Annotated in this window: 14 protein-coding genes; 6 read left to right on the top strand and 8 right to left on the bottom strand. The window is 41.9% G+C overall.

Annotation, left to right across the window (positions count from 1 at the left end; translation table 11 throughout):
- Positions 1 to 8: 8 nt before the first annotated feature.
- Entirely contained in the window at positions 9 to 3,365 is a 3,357-nt protein-coding gene (locus ACLCDV_RS11295) for a SusC/RagA family TonB-linked outer membrane protein (RefSeq protein ID WP_411973741.1), read from the bottom strand.
- A 313-nt stretch (positions 3,366 to 3,678) separates the two neighbouring features.
- Here ACLCDV_RS11295 and ACLCDV_RS11290 point away from each other — a divergent pair, with 313 nt between their 5' ends.
- Positions 3,679 to 3,885, top strand: a complete 207-nt coding sequence (locus tag ACLCDV_RS11290; RefSeq protein WP_411973740.1) for a hypothetical protein — start codon at positions 3,679 to 3,681, stop codon at positions 3,883 to 3,885.
- A gap of 582 nt (positions 3,886 to 4,467) precedes the next feature.
- Here the strand turns inward: ACLCDV_RS11290 and ACLCDV_RS11285 are convergent.
- The 3 genes from ACLCDV_RS11285 to ACLCDV_RS11275 form a co-directional block, all read right to left on the bottom strand.
- A complete protein-coding gene (locus tag ACLCDV_RS11285; RefSeq protein WP_411973739.1) occupies positions 4,468 to 4,905 on the bottom strand; it encodes a DinB family protein in 438 nt (145 codons plus the stop codon).
- Positions 4,906 to 4,963: 58 nt separating this feature from the next.
- On the bottom strand, positions 4,964 to 5,560 hold the full coding sequence (locus tag ACLCDV_RS11280; RefSeq protein WP_411973738.1) for a methyltransferase domain-containing protein: 597 nt from the start codon (positions 5,558 to 5,560) through the stop codon (positions 4,964 to 4,966).
- 159 nt (positions 5,561 to 5,719) lie between these two features.
- Positions 5,720 to 6,184 (bottom strand): DinB family protein, encoded by a 465-nt coding sequence (locus ACLCDV_RS11275; RefSeq protein WP_411973737.1) that lies wholly within the window; start codon positions 6,182 to 6,184, stop codon positions 5,720 to 5,722.
- Between the two features lie 243 nt (positions 6,185 to 6,427).
- On the opposite strand from ACLCDV_RS11275, the gene ACLCDV_RS11270 reads away from it, so the two are divergent.
- The 3 genes from ACLCDV_RS11270 (at position 6,428) to ACLCDV_RS11260 (ending at position 8,940) form a co-directional block, all read left to right on the top strand.
- Positions 6,428 to 6,724 (top strand): hypothetical protein, encoded by a 297-nt coding sequence (locus ACLCDV_RS11270; protein ID WP_411973736.1) that lies wholly within the window; start codon positions 6,428 to 6,430, stop codon positions 6,722 to 6,724.
- Between the two features lie 294 nt (positions 6,725 to 7,018).
- Positions 7,019 to 8,569: a PAS domain S-box protein gene (locus tag ACLCDV_RS11265; protein ID WP_411973735.1), complete on the top strand. Its 1,551-nt coding sequence runs from the start codon at positions 7,019 to 7,021 to the stop codon at positions 8,567 to 8,569.
- Between the two features lie 5 nt (positions 8,570 to 8,574).
- A complete protein-coding gene (locus tag ACLCDV_RS11260) occupies positions 8,575 to 8,940 on the top strand; it encodes a response regulator (protein ID WP_120336105.1) in 366 nt (121 codons plus the stop codon).
- Between the two features lie 91 nt (positions 8,941 to 9,031).
- On the opposite strand, the gene ACLCDV_RS11255 is transcribed toward ACLCDV_RS11260, so the two are convergent.
- The 4 genes from ACLCDV_RS11255 to ACLCDV_RS11240 form a co-directional block, all read right to left on the bottom strand.
- Positions 9,032 to 9,394, bottom strand: a complete 363-nt coding sequence (locus ACLCDV_RS11255) for a response regulator (RefSeq protein ID WP_411973734.1) — start codon at positions 9,392 to 9,394, stop codon at positions 9,032 to 9,034.
- 170 nt (positions 9,395 to 9,564) lie between these two features.
- A complete protein-coding gene (locus ACLCDV_RS11250) occupies positions 9,565 to 11,766 on the bottom strand; it encodes an ATP-binding protein (RefSeq protein ID WP_411973733.1) in 2,202 nt (733 codons plus the stop codon).
- A 298-nt stretch (positions 11,767 to 12,064) separates the two neighbouring features.
- A complete protein-coding gene (locus ACLCDV_RS11245; RefSeq protein ID WP_411973732.1) occupies positions 12,065 to 12,502 on the bottom strand; it encodes a hypothetical protein in 438 nt (145 codons plus the stop codon).
- Between the two features lie 33 nt (positions 12,503 to 12,535).
- Positions 12,536 to 14,203, bottom strand: a complete 1,668-nt coding sequence (locus tag ACLCDV_RS11240; protein WP_411973731.1) for a cation:proton antiporter — start codon at positions 14,201 to 14,203, stop codon at positions 12,536 to 12,538.
- A 15-nt stretch (positions 14,204 to 14,218) separates the two neighbouring features.
- On the opposite strand from ACLCDV_RS11240, the gene ACLCDV_RS11235 reads away from it, so the two are divergent.
- Together ACLCDV_RS11235 and ACLCDV_RS11230 are read left to right on the top strand one after the other, a co-directional pair.
- A complete protein-coding gene (locus ACLCDV_RS11235) occupies positions 14,219 to 14,977 on the top strand; it encodes a chloride channel protein (protein ID WP_411973730.1) in 759 nt (252 codons plus the stop codon).
- Positions 14,922 to 15,836, top strand: coding sequence for a chloride channel protein (locus ACLCDV_RS11230; protein WP_411973729.1), 915 nt, complete (start codon positions 14,922 to 14,924; stop codon positions 15,834 to 15,836). Before ACLCDV_RS11235 ends, ACLCDV_RS11230 begins: the two co-directional genes overlap by 56 nt.
- The last annotated feature ends 65 nt before the right edge of the window (positions 15,837 to 15,901 follow it).

The raw sequence follows: 15,901 nt of genomic DNA, 5'->3' as shown, positions 1-15,901 counted from the left end.
TAATCAGGTTATAAAGATAAATTCACACCAAAGGTAAAGACCCTCGAAGCCCATCCACTCGGGTTGTTGTCGGGATGGAAAGTTTCCGGATCGCCGTATTCCCAGTCTTTGGTCCAGGTGACCACATTGCGCACTGTACCATACAGCTTTACGCGATTGAGGTTATACTTGGAGGTCAAGGCTGTTGGTAGCGTATAGCCCACCGAGATATTGTCGAGCCGGATAAACGATCGGTCGTACAATCGCGCAGCACCTTCTGCTCCGATTGGTCCTTTGGCCTCGATACGGCCATAGCGGTCCGTTGGATTGTCCGGCGTCCAGTATTCCTTTGCCGGCAGATTGGCCAGCCCATAGGCCATGCGCCCGCCATCATCGTCATTATTCAGGTAATTGCCCGACAAGCTTTTGTGTCCCATGTACGAATAAATATTGAACGAAAAGCTGAGGTCCTTCCATAGGGTAAACTCATTGCGCATCGACCAGCGAAATCGCGGGTCCGTCTGCCCCAGAAAGACCTTATCATTATTATTATACACAGGCTTTCTGCTATCCCCATTGACCACATCATCTGCTGTATACACATTGGCCACTTTCGGGTCGCCAGGAGCCTGCCCATATTTAGCGGCTTCTGCAGCTTCATTGGCCTGCCAGATGCCGGTAACCTGGTAATTCCAGATCGCGCCGATGGGCTGCCCGATAAACCAGCCATTCGAGATTTCGTCCATTTCCTTGCGGCCAACCACATTTCCATCGGCATCCAGTACATCCTGGTAGTTCTTATAGAGATGTACAATCTGATTCTTATTGTACGAAAAACTAAAGGTGGTAGACCATTGCAGCTTTTCCTTTTTCAAGTTGACGGTATTTAAGGTCAATTCAATCCCCTTGTTGTCCACTTGCCCCAGGTTGGTGGTGATGCTGCTGAATCCTGTAAAATTGGGCAGTTTCTGTTCCATGATCATGTCGTGGGTTTGCATCAGGTAATATTCCAGGGTACCCGAAATGCGGTTTTTCAGGAATCCAAAGTCGAGTCCAAAATTCCAAGCCGTGGTTTTTTCCCATTGCAGATTCGGGTTAGCCAGGCGGTCTACCATCAGGTAGCGGTATTGGACCAGTTCACCCGCCGAATTGAGGTAACCATGCATTTTTCCGCTGCCCGAATACAAGTTGGCGAGCGCCAGATTGGGATCTGCCAGCTGCCGGTTCCCATTTTTACCGTAGGAAACACGCAGCTTACCATAATCCATCACATCGGTCCATTTGAAGAATTTCTCTTTGGTAAAATTCCAAGCCAGGGCCACGGAAGGGAAAGTCGCGTACGGATTGGAGGTACCAAAAGCCGAATAGCCATCCCGTCGGATGGAGGTCGTGAGCATATAGCGGTCATCGTAGGAATAAAATAACCGGGCCAGCAATGCATCCGCCGTTTGGTGCGTATCGTAGCTGTCAAAGCTGCTATTTTCCTTTGATCCATTTTTGGTATTGTGAAAGCCCAGCGCATCCGAAGGCAAAATATTACGCGCTTCAATGCGATCCTTCCAGGACTGCTGTTCCTCGGCTTCCTTTACCAAAGTTAGCATCAGTCGATGCTTATCTGCGAAGGTCTGTTCCCAGGTGATCGTATTGTTGAGCGACCAGTCGAAACGTTTGGTCTGTTCGCGGTTTGCACCGCGGTCGGCCGGATTAGAACCCGGCAGCTCGGCCGACATAAAGTAACGGTCATGGAAGTATTGTAGTCGCGGCGAAGCATTAAAGGAATAGGTAATGTTAAAGGGAAGTTTGACTTTCGCATTGAAAATGGAATTGAAGACCGAATAGCCCTTGTCCAGCTCCAGGTATTTCTTCTGAAAATCATAATTATAACCGCGCTGGCTGAACTGCTCGCTGAGCGGATATTGTAAAGGGTTGCCATTGGCATCCGCATAATCCGCATAAGGGCTGTTGCGCAATGTTTGGTCGATATCGATGTCAATATTGCCGTCGGATCGATTCTGAAAATTCACATTGGCGCCCAATTCCAGCCAGTTGGTTACATGCGCATTGATTTTCATATTTGCCCGTACAGCCTTATAGGTATCGCTGACAACTGTTCCTTCATTTTTTAGGTAGCCCATGGACAGGTAGTAATTAACCCTGTCGCTAGCGCCGCTAATGCTGGCATTATAATCCTGATTAAAGCCTGTACGGAAGGTATGATCAGCCCAGTCGACCGTTTTCCCATCCAGAAAGTTCTGCAGCGCATTTCCCTGAAGCCCCAAGCGGCGCCCCCAGATACTCCGGTCGGACTCGCCGTTCTCATTGGTCGACTGCGAACGCCAGGTATCCAGCGATAAAGACGAAGGTAGCTCTCCCGGATTGAAGTAAAAGCCATAAGGCACGGTGAGGTTGCCGTTATCATCCCGCGTTTGGTAAGCCTCATATAGACCCGTTGTCGGATTAATGCCGTAGGTATTTTTGGTATACCAGTCCTCGCGGTGCTGCAGGTAAGCTTCTGGACTGAATCTTTTGCGGTATTTGCTCAGTTGTGTTGCACCTGCATTCATGGTCATATTAATCGTAGGCTTGCCCTGCTTCCCCTTTTTTGTGCTGATGATAATCACACCACTTGCCGCTTTTGAACCGTAAACAGCGGCAGCCGAAGCATCTTTGAGCACATCGATCTGCTCGATATCATCCGGGTTGATTTCAGAAAGCTCGCCGTAGAAAATCATGCCATCGAGTACCAGCAAGGGATTATTGTGCCCACTGTTGCTATCGTAGACCGAGCGTTTGCCCCGTACTTCAATGGAGCCCCCTCCTTTTGCAGAGGCATCGTAACCGATATTGAGTCCTGCCGATCCGCGGAGGATATCCTGTACGGTTTTGGGGTTTTCATTGGCAATGCGGTCCGGATGGATCTGCGTCACGGAACCAGTCAGATCCTTTTTGCGCATGGTACCATAGCCCACCACGACTACTTCGTCCAGCTCAGCGGCCGACGAACTGAGGACCACATTGACGACATTGGATGTTGAAAGGTCGACTTCCTGACTCTTGTAGCCCAAAAGGTTGAACATCAGTTTTTTTGCACCGAGAGGCAACGAAATGGTATAAGTTCCATCAGCTTTCGAAGCTGTGCTGACCTTGCTGTCCGGCGCGCTAACTGTCACGGAGGCCAGAGGCTGACCATTGCCATCCGATATTTTACCTGTGATTTCGCGGTTTTGTACCTCGAGTCTGATCATTGACTCTGAAGGCACAGCAGCCTTTAACGCCGTGGTAGAAGCAGCCAGCAAGACCATATAGAGCAAACAGGAACAGGGTATCCATTTGCCAGTTTCAAAGCGATAAAAGCGATTTTGTTTTAGATTACAATTGTTTCTCATAAAGAAATATTCACTTTAGGTGATTTAGAAATTTTATAATTGGCTCCCTCGCATTGAAGGATTTTAATTGTAAAAGTGAATATTAGCGTTTAGAAAAACAGGACTCGATTGTATCAAAAAAGTGCTATTTTGTCTCAAAAACACGATTTTCAATATAAAAAATCAATTTAGATGTGTGGTCGGTTTTAGAATTGTCGCAAAACTCCCAAAAAATCAGTTTGGGCAAAATTTAACTACAACGTTTTCGTAATTTAACTATAACGTTTTCGTATTTTTTATTTTACAATTGGTAAGTCAATTATGCACTTGATTATTGCTGATTATAAATCCTGTTGATGGAGTTGCCGGTTCCCATACCTTCGATCAAGTCCTTGTGACAACTCGGGCTATCGAAATTATGCTCTACCTTAGCGACCAGCTCTTTAAGGATCTTCTCGTCCGTTATACAAGCCTTTTTGCGCATCTGCCGCAGGCTCCGGTTTCGATTGTCATTGTAAGCGATAAAGCAATTACAGCCTAGAACAATTTGTTATTTTTCATCATACGATTAAGGTGGAAAGTCTAAAATTCACCTACTTAATAGACAGGAAAGTGAGCGTTGTGTATCAGATTTTGTTTAATCGCTCTTAAAAAAACAGCTCCGATCATACAGCCCATCGATATCTAAGTACAAACCGAATAGCAGCGGCCTGTATTTAATTTAGAAAAACAACAGGTCGATTTTTCGCCATCTCGCAAGGATGAGAAAATGGGGCGACATCGATTATCTACCAATCAAGAGTTTTGACAGAAGCGTTGATTTAGGGATTTTCTGGGTTAATTTCACTTAGGCAAGTACCGCCAACCTCAAGTTTTTCTTTATGAATTGAATTGGCCGATATCAGTTCAATGGATTTATCAACAAATGATTTTACACTGTCATTTTTAAACGTTTGCGAAAACGCATATCTCGAAGAAAATAAAAATAATAACAATAAAAGCAATCTGGTCATCATGGAATTTTTGTAGCGTTTGATGGGATTCATTCAGCGATTAAATTTACGGATAATTCACTAGTTTGCCGAATTAAAACAGGATATACCTTAAACATCCGCACATATTACTACACAATAAACTTCTTTATACTCATCATATAACCCAAATGCAGACCTTCATGATAATTATTCCATTTGAAGGCATCATACATTGACGTCAGATGAAAGCCCGTTCCGGTTGTGCGTTCCTGATAGGTCACAAACTTTTTGTTGTTAAAATCACAGATGGTCGGTTCAATCAGCTCGAGGAGCAATCTTTTCAGCAGATCTCCTTCCCGCTGCGATACCGCTGCTGCGGGCCTTGTTCCGGATTGATAGCTGTTGAAGATTTCGTCAGTGATATTCCCCTTTACCTCAGATCCGATATAGATTAATTTATGCTGTGTGGCAATGATGTGCCCGATATTCCAGATCAGGTTGTTGCTGAAGCCGTCAGGAATGCGATTGAGCGGTTCCAAAGAATAGTTTCCAAAGATTTGAGATAAGCCAACCGGCTCGTTTTCCATGAGCGAAAGAGTGATTCCATGTCTTGAAATTTTTATACGATCAAACAGCGACAGCTCCTTAACCCAATTTCCGCCAAAAATTGAGAAAACCGTCGCATGCCGTATACTCCAGATCAAAATTACAGGGAATCTCTTCCCAACCGCTCCAATAGGAAACCACACGGGTACCAATGGGCAGTAGCGCAAGCCGATTCCGCAGACACTCAGTATATGCATGATAAAGTTTTGGATCAGGCTGTATCGCGTAATCAATTGGACTTGATGTATCCATATTTTCATAGAAGGAGTTATAGAAATAAAACGCGTCATAGTCTGAAAAACAAATCTCGTCAATATTGGCATGAATAAACGCTACATTCTGCACCTGATGTTTCTCGGCCAACCCGTTGGAAAGCTCCACCAGTGATTCGCGCTGTTCCACACCATAAAACATTCCATTGGTACAAGAAGCTCCTACAAGGCAGAATTTTCCTGCTCCGGCACCAATATCCAGCACTTTGTCCATCGGAGATTGAACCAGGTACTCTGCGGCCATTTTTGCGACATGAACAGGTGTCCAGTGGCGTTCAGCCAATTTTTTTATTTTGGACGGGTATATATCATTAAATAAACTATCATCAACATCAATATTCGATCGAAGAGCTTTAAAAATCATTCGTTTTCACCTATTTAATCTTTCGTACTACATGTACAAACCATTGAAAATAAAACCCCTAGATCATTGCCATCCGAACAACACTATGCGGGGCAAAAATAAGGTCTAGTAATGCGCTAAGGTAAGGGTTTAAACATAGAAAGGCAAAAGAGTTGAGCATTAATCCAACGAGATAAACTTTCTAATGCTCATCATATAACCCAAATGCAGGCCTTCATGAAAGTTATTCCATTCGAAGGCATCGAAAATCGAAGTGAGATGGAAGCCCGTTCCGGTTGTGCGTTCCTGATAGGTCACAAACTTTTTGTTGTTAAAATCACGGATGGTTGGTTCAATCTGCTCGAGGAGCAATCTTTTCAGCAGATCAGCTTCATGCTGCGATACCGCTGCTGAAGGCCTTGTTCCGGACTGGTAGCTGTTGAAGATTTGATCAGGGATATGTCCTTCTAGCTCTGATCCGATATAGATTAATTTATGCTGTGTGGCAATGATGTGACCGATATTCCAGATCAGGTTGTTGCTGAAGCCATCAGGAATGCGATTGAGCTGTTCCAAAGAATAGTTTTCAAAGAATTTAAGGTAAGCCATCCGGCTCGTTTTCCATGCGCGAAAGAGTGATTCCATGTCCTGTTAACTGTCTGTGTTTTGTGAACAAAAATAAGCTGAATCTTTAAAACTGTCAAAGCTTATTTACGGCAATCGGTTATGCTTTACAGCAATTTCTTACGAGAGCACCCATAGACGCTGATTCTTTTTTTATTGAACTTTTTGATTTGAGTATTGTTCAGTTTGAAAACAGTACTGTTCCTTTGAAAGGAGTATAATTCATTTCAAAAGAAATATGGTTCAATTTTTAAAGAAAAAACTATGAAAGCACAAATCGGACTCGTTATTACAGCAGTTGCCGGAGCAGCACTGCTCATATACAGACGCTGGAAACAACGTTCTGTACAGGAATCAACAGAACAAACAGATCGCAAAGAGACGGGCAATCTCACGAACCCACCTTCTTGGTACCGCCCGCTTAAAATGCCCGAGATCGACAGCATGGATATTGTATCATTGCAATATGCCCCCGTCAGGGTATCTCCCGACAGAAATGATGCGGCGCAAGGGATCAACAAACACATTTCGTATTACCATAAAGGCAATAGAAATCAATAAGGCAGTGATTCGGAAATATTTGCAGTATAAGCGATTTCGACAGCTGAAAAAGTGCCCAAGGTCAGTACACAGCGCTGAACCGCGACAATAAATGCCCGCAGTTCCGCGTTCCAGTTACATCGGTTCAGTCAGATCAAAAATAGGTGTCCTGATATCATTTGCACTGATTATATTTTCTTATATTTTCAGCAGGGATTTATACGGGTTTTGAATTTAGACATGCCAAAATCCGCTTCAATTTCAAAATTATCGACTAAATTGGGACACCTTAATTAATATGGGAGTTTAAAATATATGAAAAAAAATGCTTCCGGCATCAACAATTCAACGCAACGTATTGAAAACAAGAACAATGATCTAGATCTTTATCTAAAAGCATTGAATTCTGCCTATTCGGGTATTATAATTACAGACAATCTGCAGTATGATAATCCCATCATTTATTGCAATAAAGCTTTCGAAACCATCAGTGGTTATGCCCACGATGAAATTATTGGCCACAACTGCAGATTTTTACAGGCTCAGGACCGTTCGCAAGCCGAACGTAAGATTATCAAAGAAGCTATTGAGCGTGGCGAAGAATGTAAGATTGAAATTCGAAATTATCGCAAGGATGGAACGCTTTTTTGGAACGAACTTTTTATTTCACCAGTGAAGAATGAAGAAGGTCAGGTAACTCATTTTATTGGTGTTCAAAATGATATCAGTGATCGAAAAAAAGCGGAGCATGATCTTCGGGAAGAGAAGTCCCATGTGGAGCTCAAAATACAGCAAAGAACCAAAGAACTTCAAGATAAAGAAAGCTTTCTGTCCAGTATTATTGAAACAGTACGAGAAAGTCTCTTGGTACTCGATGCCAATTACATCGTCCTGAGCGCCAATAGACATTTTCTAAACTCGTTTAAAGTCACCACAGAAGAAACGGTAGGAAAACTATTATTTGATCTTGGTAATCAGCAGTGGGATATTTCTTCGTTAAAAGAGATGCTCACTCAGATATTGCCCACCAATAACCCGGTTATCGATTATGAGGTAGACCATATCTTTCCTCATATTGGTCGAAAAGTTATGCTGCTTAATGCTTATCGTATTGAATTCGAGGGCCAGTACAAAGATAGGATTCTAATCGCCATCGAAGATATTACAGAAAAGAAGGAGCAGGATCGGCGTAAAGATGATTTCCTCTCCATTGCGAGCCACGAACTGAAGACTCCACTCACAACAATTAAAGGTCTCTTCCAGATCTTGCAGCGATTGGGTACCGAAAACACCGATTTGAAATATGTGTCAACGTTAGATAAAATCACAGCTTATATCGATCGCTTGAACATGCTGATAGCAAAACTCTTAGATACGTCTAAAATTCAATCTGGAAATCTTGAGTTGCACATGGAGCCATTTGAGATCGATAAGACCATCCAAGATGCCGTTGAAAGCATGCGATTGGCGGCACCTGATTCTGACATCCACCTCACGGGAAATACGGATAGTATCGTCGAGGGCGACGAGCTACAGATTATCCAAGTGCTGAACAATCTGCTCTCCAATGCTATTAAATATTCACCCGAGTCGAAAAAAGTTGAAGTTAGTATCCACAAGGTAGCCAACTTTGTTAAAATCTCCGTACGTGATTATGGCATGGGCATAAGCTATCAGGATAGACAAAAAATTTTCGAGCGATTTTTTCGCGTCAGCCATATACAGAAAAAGTTTCCGGGTTTAGGCATTGGGCTCTATGTTTCGCATGAGATTATCTTACACCACAAAGGGACACTGTGGGTCGAAAGCGAGCCAGGAGAAGGATCCACATTTAATTTTACATTACCCATTCTAATCAACAAATAAAAAATATGCAGCCTAAAAAGATAATGATCTGTGATGACGACCGAGGAATACTCGAGATGCTGGAGCTTTTTTTAGAACTAGAAGGATTTAATGTCGTGTGCGAAATAAATAGCACGCACTTGACAAAGCAATTAATTTCGCATAAGCCGGACCTCTTGCTGCTAGACCTCTGGATGCCAATAATTTCTGGTGACCAGCTGATTAAAATTATCCGCAGTACACCCGAAATTAAAGAAACTCCTATCATTGTGCTATCAGCAAGCGTCGATGGACCTGAAATCGCAGGGAACTTAGGAGCAAATGGTTTTATCGCCAAACCCTTTGATTTAACCGATATCACCGATAAAATTAATAGCATACTGAAAAACTAGTCCCCAAGTACACGCTGACTAGGCACATATAAAAGCACTTTTTAAAAAAAGTGCTTTTATGCAGCTGATGTGATCATTCAAAGCTAAACGCTTACGCTTGGCCCAATTTATCCACAAGAAGTAATAGATCGTCCAGTTCAAATGGTTTGGCCAAAAAAGCTTCGGCTCCACACGCAGAAGCTATCTGCTTCCCACGCGAACTCGCAGACATCATGATCACCGGGATATTTTGATGTTTTTCCATACTTCGGAGTTCACGAATGATATCGCCACCTGACAACCATGGCATTTCAATATCCAATAATATAATATCAGGGTCAATTTCTTCGATAGATGCAATAAGTTCTCTACTTTTCGACACTAAATAAACGTCTCTAAATTCATTTTTTAGCGCCAGCTCCAAAACGTTAAGGATGGTGGCATCATCATCACAAACAACAATTTTCTTTTTCATTTTTTGATTGTTTAAAAACACCGCAATGATTGAAAAATATGGTCTTGTGGGGGGATTAAAAATATAGACCTAAGCTGGGCAGATACTTGGTTACCAAACCGTTTATATAATCTTTCTTTGAGATTTTACAAGATAGACAATTTATTGGATAAAAGTCTACTTTCCTTTAATTAAGATACTAAATGCTTACGATCTGCTTCAGGTACATCTTTGAAGACGACTGAAAATGTAGTACCGACATCTAATTCGCTTTCCACCTGAATAGCTGCATTGAGCTTATTCGCAATTTGTTTAACTATGGAAAGGCCAACCCCCGAACCTTCAAAGCCTTCTGAGTTGGCCATTCGGGCAAAGATTTCAAAAATTTTGTCGCCCTCCTTCAAATCTATTCCGATTCCATTATCCTTGATATCATACCGGACCGTATTTCCCTGCCGCATGCTCTCAACGGATACCTGCGGGTTTTGCCTCTTACTGCTGTATTTTATGGCATTGCCAACAAGGTTCAGAAATAATTGATAAATCAATGTTCTCTCCCCCAATACAGGTAGTGTTTCACCCATTATAAATTCTAAATGCGGGACTTGGTATTGCTGTTTGCAATTTTCAACGATATTGACAATCTTGGACTGTGGATTAATTGGTTCGAACACAAAGTCGACATGATTTACCTTTGACATTTGGTAGACTCGATCCATCATATCCCGCATCAGCTGCGTCCCCTCCAAGATATTTTTCATTGACTTTGCAAGCAGTTCTTCAGAGATGTCTTTTTTATGGAGCAACATTTGTGCAGTGAGCTGTATTGTCGTCAGCGGATTTTTAAGATCATGGGTCAGCGTATAGCCAAACGTATCAAGCGCGTTATTAGAGCGCACCAGTTTCTTGTTCAATTCATCAATCTCTCCCCCGCGCTGTGCTACCGCTTGCTGAATAATGTGTGTAATATCCTCAATAAAAGCGAGTTCAGAAGATTGCCATTTTTCGGCTTTTCCCTTTGTAATTTTTTTCCAGGCCTCGAATGACGAACGTGGCGAGGGAAAGGTGATCTTTCTATCTTCGTCAACCTGCATCACCTTTTCTGGCTTCCCTGCCCAGGTCTCTTCGATCAGGCGTTCTTTCCTAAAGACATATAAGTACCAGTTATTTGCGGGCAGAATACTGATGCGAAGTACACCAGGATGCATTTCAACATCTTTGGAAAGACCATCGCATTTAAATCTATCTGTCGCAAAAAACTCTGCATTGGCTATTTGTTTATCAATTTCTCGGAGTATTTTTTTATCAGGCACCTCACCCACCATCATGATCGCACGATCACGTTTAATGAGTAGACCCTGCCCATTCATTACCTCCATAATACGCACGGCATACTTTTCCAATACGTCATACAAGTCGCGCTTGACCAACAAATCACTTTTTAGATCATGCTTCAGCTGCGATAGATTTTTCTGAACTTTTACCTGTTTCTTCTGAAAATCTGCCAGATAATTGTTGACAGCGTATTGTGTAAGAAAAATACATAGATGGCGCTGTGAAAGATCGACATGCATTGGCTCTCGATTCTGACAGGCAACAAGCCCCCAGAGCTCATCGTCCACGATAATGCTAAAACTCGCACTCGCCTTTACGCCGGCATTTTTAAGGTATTGTAAATGCATGGGTGAAAGCGCCCGAAGGCTGCAGCGTGTAAGATCAAGATCATCGGCACTCCGCCCCATCAGCGGAATCGCTTCCTCATTGACATCCGCCGTATGGCGGGCATGAAAAATACGGTAAAGCTCACGCGCCTGTGCCGGAATATCGAATTCCGGATAACGATAATTCATCAACGATTCCAGATCAGCAGTCTTGCTCTCTGCAATAACCTGCCCACTATTATCTTCCAAAAAGCGATACACCATCACCCGATCATAGTGAATAATGTCCTTAATCAATTCAGTCAATGCCTGCCAGCAAGACTTTCCGCCACTCCGGTCATCTAAATGCTTTGCATAATAATATAATTTGGTTGTTTTGACAGCGAGCGGATTGCAGGCCTCTATTTCAAGATAAATTTTGCCATCATATCTATAGAGACTTAAAAAATAATCGTTTTGAAGGATAGTCACCCGATCGGAATATCTGGCAAACATGCTGTCGGAAACAGCCTGTTCAATGTTCTCTCCTCGAAGTTCAAATGAAGGAACTATCCGATGAAGAACATCATCTACAGTCATGCCCAGCATTGCGGCGTATTCTTCACCTGCAATAGCGGCACAGTTTTCGCTTACTCCGATACACTTATCGTCTTCAAAAATAAACAGATACCCAAAAGACTGTATATTTCCACACAGGTGAATTTTTTCCTCATGACAATTAATTTCACGCATAAAGCTACTGATATATTAAATAAAAATATGGTAAAATCAACAGTCCTGTCTTCCATCAACGCTATCATATTGTTACTAATTTACAAAATTAATCTGACCTATCGAAACTTGCACCTTTCACTTTAAAACCTGAGTAAAAACGAACTGCCCGACTTTTCGAACTCTTTCACAAAATTCCTCCCCCAGCAATGGATAGCTTAATGCGGAATAAGTACATATAGTCTGTGAGCAAAACCCTTAGTCTAAAAAGCTTAAAAGCAGAGTAACTTCCTGCTTCTACTAGACTAAAAAATATGCTTTAGCAAAAGACATTCTGTATTAACTTGCCGATTTCGGCAAAATCTTGATGGTTATTGACAGTGCGCTTTTCCGCGGTTCCCGCATCATTTTCCGTGTATGGATAAATGAGCAAATAATTGTTTTCTATCCGGTTTTCATTCAAAAATTGTGTTATTGTATGTACCGGGGATCTATAGGAAAAGCGGTTACGGTCGGCCATGAGAACGATCATGCTCTGATTTGACTTTAATTCACGAATTACGGTATCTACTTCGGTCCAATTGGTAATTGTGTAAAACGAAGCTTCTATTGCGGATTTTTTGACAACACGTTGTAGAATCTGAATGGTATGTTGGGTGGCATAGAATCTTAAAGAGGAGGCTGAATTACGCGCAATATTCCAAATTTTCAATAATACTTCAAAAAATCCAGATTCCTGATATGCGAGAGGTGGCACCAATACCACATATTCTTTTACTGTTGAAATAGATTATATCTCACTGTAAATCATTAAGTTGGCATGTTCATTTTTTAAATATCCATTGTACAAATTGTACATGAAAGAAGTTGAAAAACCTTTTTCCTTATCAAGGCCGATCACCAGGTCGCTAATGGATTTTTCCTTAATGACATTATTAATTCCCCCTACCACGCCATTATCGTGGCGCGTAATTGCTTTAACTTCTACGTCTGCAGCGGCACCGAGCTTTACCTCGGCTTCGAGGATTTTTTCCGCATTCTTTACCGAAGATTCGTTATTATCTTCACTGATTATATTTAAGGCAAAGAGCTGATCGTTATTTGATTTTGTACGTATTAACATTCCCAAATTAATCATTTTCTCCGTCATCTCCTGTTTATTAATAGGTAATAGAATATGCGCCTTAGGAAGTTTATCTCCAGCGACGGTATTTTCCCTATCCTCTTCGGCGATCCGCTGTGCACTTGACATGGTCACAAAAGACGAAATCGTACAAGAAATCAGGATCAAGAGAATACTACCGTTTAATACATGTTTATTAAGCAGTCTAATAGGCTCTCCTTCAGCAGTCTGGCCGAGAATTATATTATAGCCGACCATAACGGTTGCCAATGTCGCCGCTGCTGATGCCGAACTCATCCCAAAAACAAGTCTCCCCTCATCCTTACTCAGGCGATAAGTTTTTTGTATCAACATTGCTGCAATATATTTACCCCCAATAGATGCTAATAGCATAATGGCTGCCACGCCCAAGGTTTCCCAGCTTTTAATGAATGCCGAGAAATCAATTAGCATGCCTACACTAATGAGAAAAAATGGAATAAAAATGGCATTCCCAACGAATTCTATACGATTCATCAGCGAAGAGGTGTGCGGTATAAGCCTATTAAGCGCAAGTCCGGCAAAGAAAGCCCCGATAATTGATTCAATCCCAGCCAACTCTGCTAATATCGAAGCTAAATAAATCATGACAACGACGAAAATATACTGCGATATCTTATCTGACACATGCTTAAAGAACCACCGAGCTACTATAGGGAAAATCAAGAGCACAACAAGCACAAAAACAATCATGGAAATACTCAACTGTAACCAGAATGCAGCACCTACATCTCCTTGAGATAGCCCCACGATAACTGCCAATACCAAAAGTGTAAGCACATCTGTAATCATCGTACCTCCGACTGTAATATTGACGGCAGAATTTTTTGCTATCCCCAAGGCGCTGATCATGGGGTATACAATTAGGGTATGCGAAGAGAATAAAGCTGCAAATAAAATCGATGTCAGTAAAGAAAAGTGGAGTATATAATAACCTCCGGCAAACCCCAACACAAAAGGTGCTAAAAACGTATAGATGGAGAAAGTAATACTTTTCCATTTATTCTTTTTAAAATCTCCCATATCAATTTCCAGACCGGCAAGAAACATGATATACAGCAGACCTGTTGTTCCTGTTACTACAACACTGCTATCGCGCGATAATAGATTGAATCCATAAGGCCCCACGACTGCGCCTGCAACAAGTAATCCCAGAAGATGCGGAATCTTAATTTTATTGAGCAATAGTGGGACCAGTAGTATAATCAGCAGTTCTATAAAAAACTTGTAAGTTAGTGTGCTGAATAATTCAAAATGGCAAATTTTAAAAAGACTTTCTATAAAAAAATAGACCATATCAACCAATGGCGTATGAGAAAAGTTTCGAATCGGAACTTTATCATCATCTTGGCCTTTTTGGTCGGTATTGTTGGCGGGCTCATGGCATCCGTTTTAAAGAGACTGACTCATTTTATTGCGACAAGTATCCAGAACGATATTGACTGGAAATTAAAGTATTCTTTGTATCTGGTTTTTCCGTTGATCGGTATTCTGCTGAGTGTATTATTTGTCCGAAAATTTATCAAAGGCAAAAAGATAGAACATGGTATAACGCCGATTATTTATGCGATCAGCCGAAAAGGAAGCCGACTGGATCCCAGTAATATTTATTCACAGGTGGTGACTTCAGCGATCACTGTCGGATTTGGAGGTTCCTGTAGTTTGGAGGCTCCCGTTGCCTTGGGCGGATCTTCTATTGGTTCAAACATTGCGCGTTTTTTTGGATTACAAAACAAAGAAGTGACCATGCTACTGGCCTGCGGTGCAGCTGCAGGTATTGCTGGTGCATTTAATAGTCCTTTGGCAGGAATGATCTTTGCCATTGAAATTCTGCTACCCGAATTTTCCATTCCTGTTTTTATTCCACTGCTAATTTCCTCTGCAATGGCATCAGTGGTTTCGCGGCTGCTCTACAGTGAACCCCTATTTACGAACTTTAATTCCTACTGGCAGGTATCCGCCTTATTCTTCTACCTGCTAATAGCTGTACTGATAGGCTTATACACCGTATCTTTTGCGCGCGTATCTGTCGTTGTCAACCAATGGTTTCGGAAAATCAAAAATCCTTAATAGTTTATTCTCCGAATACCATAATATCGGCTTCGTTGTTTTTGGATACACGCTATTGACGCTCTTCGGAAAATCATTTGCCGCACTCTTTACTCTTAATGGAGGTGGCAATGGTGGCGTTTTTGGTCCAAGCTTGGTGATGGGAGGACTCTTGGGGTTTGCATTTTCTTATGGGATCAATCTGACAGGGCTTGCAGAGCTGAACGTTCCTAATTTTGTTGTAGCTGGTATGGCCGGCGCCCTGAGCGGCATTATGCATGCACCTTTGACCGGTATGTTCCTTATTGCAGAGGTGACCGGTGGCTACACATTGATGGTCCCATTGATGCTTGTCTGTTCGATATCTTACCTCATCAATAGAACAATGCTCAAGCATTCGATCTATACTAAGGTGCTCGCAGAATCAGGTGATTTGATCTCTTATGAAGATAAAGATCGTTCCGTATTAAGCATGATGCGTATCAAATACGTTTTGGAAACGAACTTTGTGATTTTGCGTCCTGATGAAACCCCTAAATCTAGACAGCACGATATTATTCATAGCAAAAGAAATATATTTCCCATTGTGAGCCACGATGGGAAATTCATCGGACTAGTCAACAGCGAATATTTATTCTCGATTCTACTTGGTGAATTGGATGGTCTGGATACAACATTTGAAAAATTGGCTCAAAAGCCCAATGATATCGTTGTTATTCATGAAAGTATGGAATCTGTGATGTCAAAAATGAACAAAGAAGACACCTGGATCCTTCCGGTGCTTGGACCTGAGCAAAAATATTTGGGCTTTGTATCCAAATCTAGTGTATTCAATAAATACCGGGCACTGCTAATCCGCCAAGGGCATTACCTCGAATAGGAAACAATAACCGTCCAATTAAGTTTAACAATAGATTTCTTTCGGCAACTGTATTGTATTGTCTG

The organism is Sphingobacterium sp. Lzh-3 (genome assembly GCF_046764375.1).
GTDB lineage: Bacteria > Bacteroidota > Bacteroidia > Sphingobacteriales > Sphingobacteriaceae > Sphingobacterium.
Note: the sequence above shows the minus strand (reverse complement) of the source record. Positions and strands in the feature narration are given on the sequence as shown.

Bases quoted from the DNA above. Each gene is read 5' to 3' on its own strand.
- ACLCDV_RS11295 (WP_411973741.1), bottom strand. From the start codon at position 3,365: ATGAGAAACAATTGTAATCTAAAACAAAATCGCTTTTATCGCTTTGAA.
- ACLCDV_RS11285 (WP_411973739.1), bottom strand. From the start codon at position 4,905: ATGGAAAACGAGCCGGTTGGCTTATCTCAAATCTTTGGAAACTATTCT.
- ACLCDV_RS11280 (WP_411973738.1), bottom strand. From the start codon at position 5,560: ATGATTTTTAAAGCTCTTCGATCGAATATTGATGTTGATGATAGTTTA.
- ACLCDV_RS11275 (WP_411973737.1), bottom strand. From the start codon at position 6,184: ATGGAATCACTCTTTCGCGCATGGAAAACGAGCCGGATGGCTTACCTT.
- ACLCDV_RS11270 (WP_411973736.1), top strand. From the start codon at position 6,428: ATGAAAGCACAAATCGGACTCGTTATTACAGCAGTTGCCGGAGCAGCA.
- ACLCDV_RS11265 (WP_411973735.1), top strand. From the start codon at position 7,019: ATGAAAAAAAATGCTTCCGGCATCAACAATTCAACGCAACGTATTGAA.
- ACLCDV_RS11260 (WP_120336105.1), top strand. From the start codon at position 8,575: ATGCAGCCTAAAAAGATAATGATCTGTGATGACGACCGAGGAATACTC.
- ACLCDV_RS11255 (WP_411973734.1), bottom strand. From the start codon at position 9,394: ATGAAAAAGAAAATTGTTGTTTGTGATGATGATGCCACCATCCTTAAC.
- ACLCDV_RS11250 (WP_411973733.1), bottom strand. From the start codon at position 11,766: ATGCGTGAAATTAATTGTCATGAGGAAAAAATTCACCTGTGTGGAAAT.
- ACLCDV_RS11240 (WP_411973731.1), bottom strand. From the start codon at position 14,203: ATGGTCTATTTTTTTATAGAAAGTCTTTTTAAAATTTGCCATTTTGAA.
- ACLCDV_RS11235 (WP_411973730.1), top strand. From the start codon at position 14,219: ATGAGAAAAGTTTCGAATCGGAACTTTATCATCATCTTGGCCTTTTTG.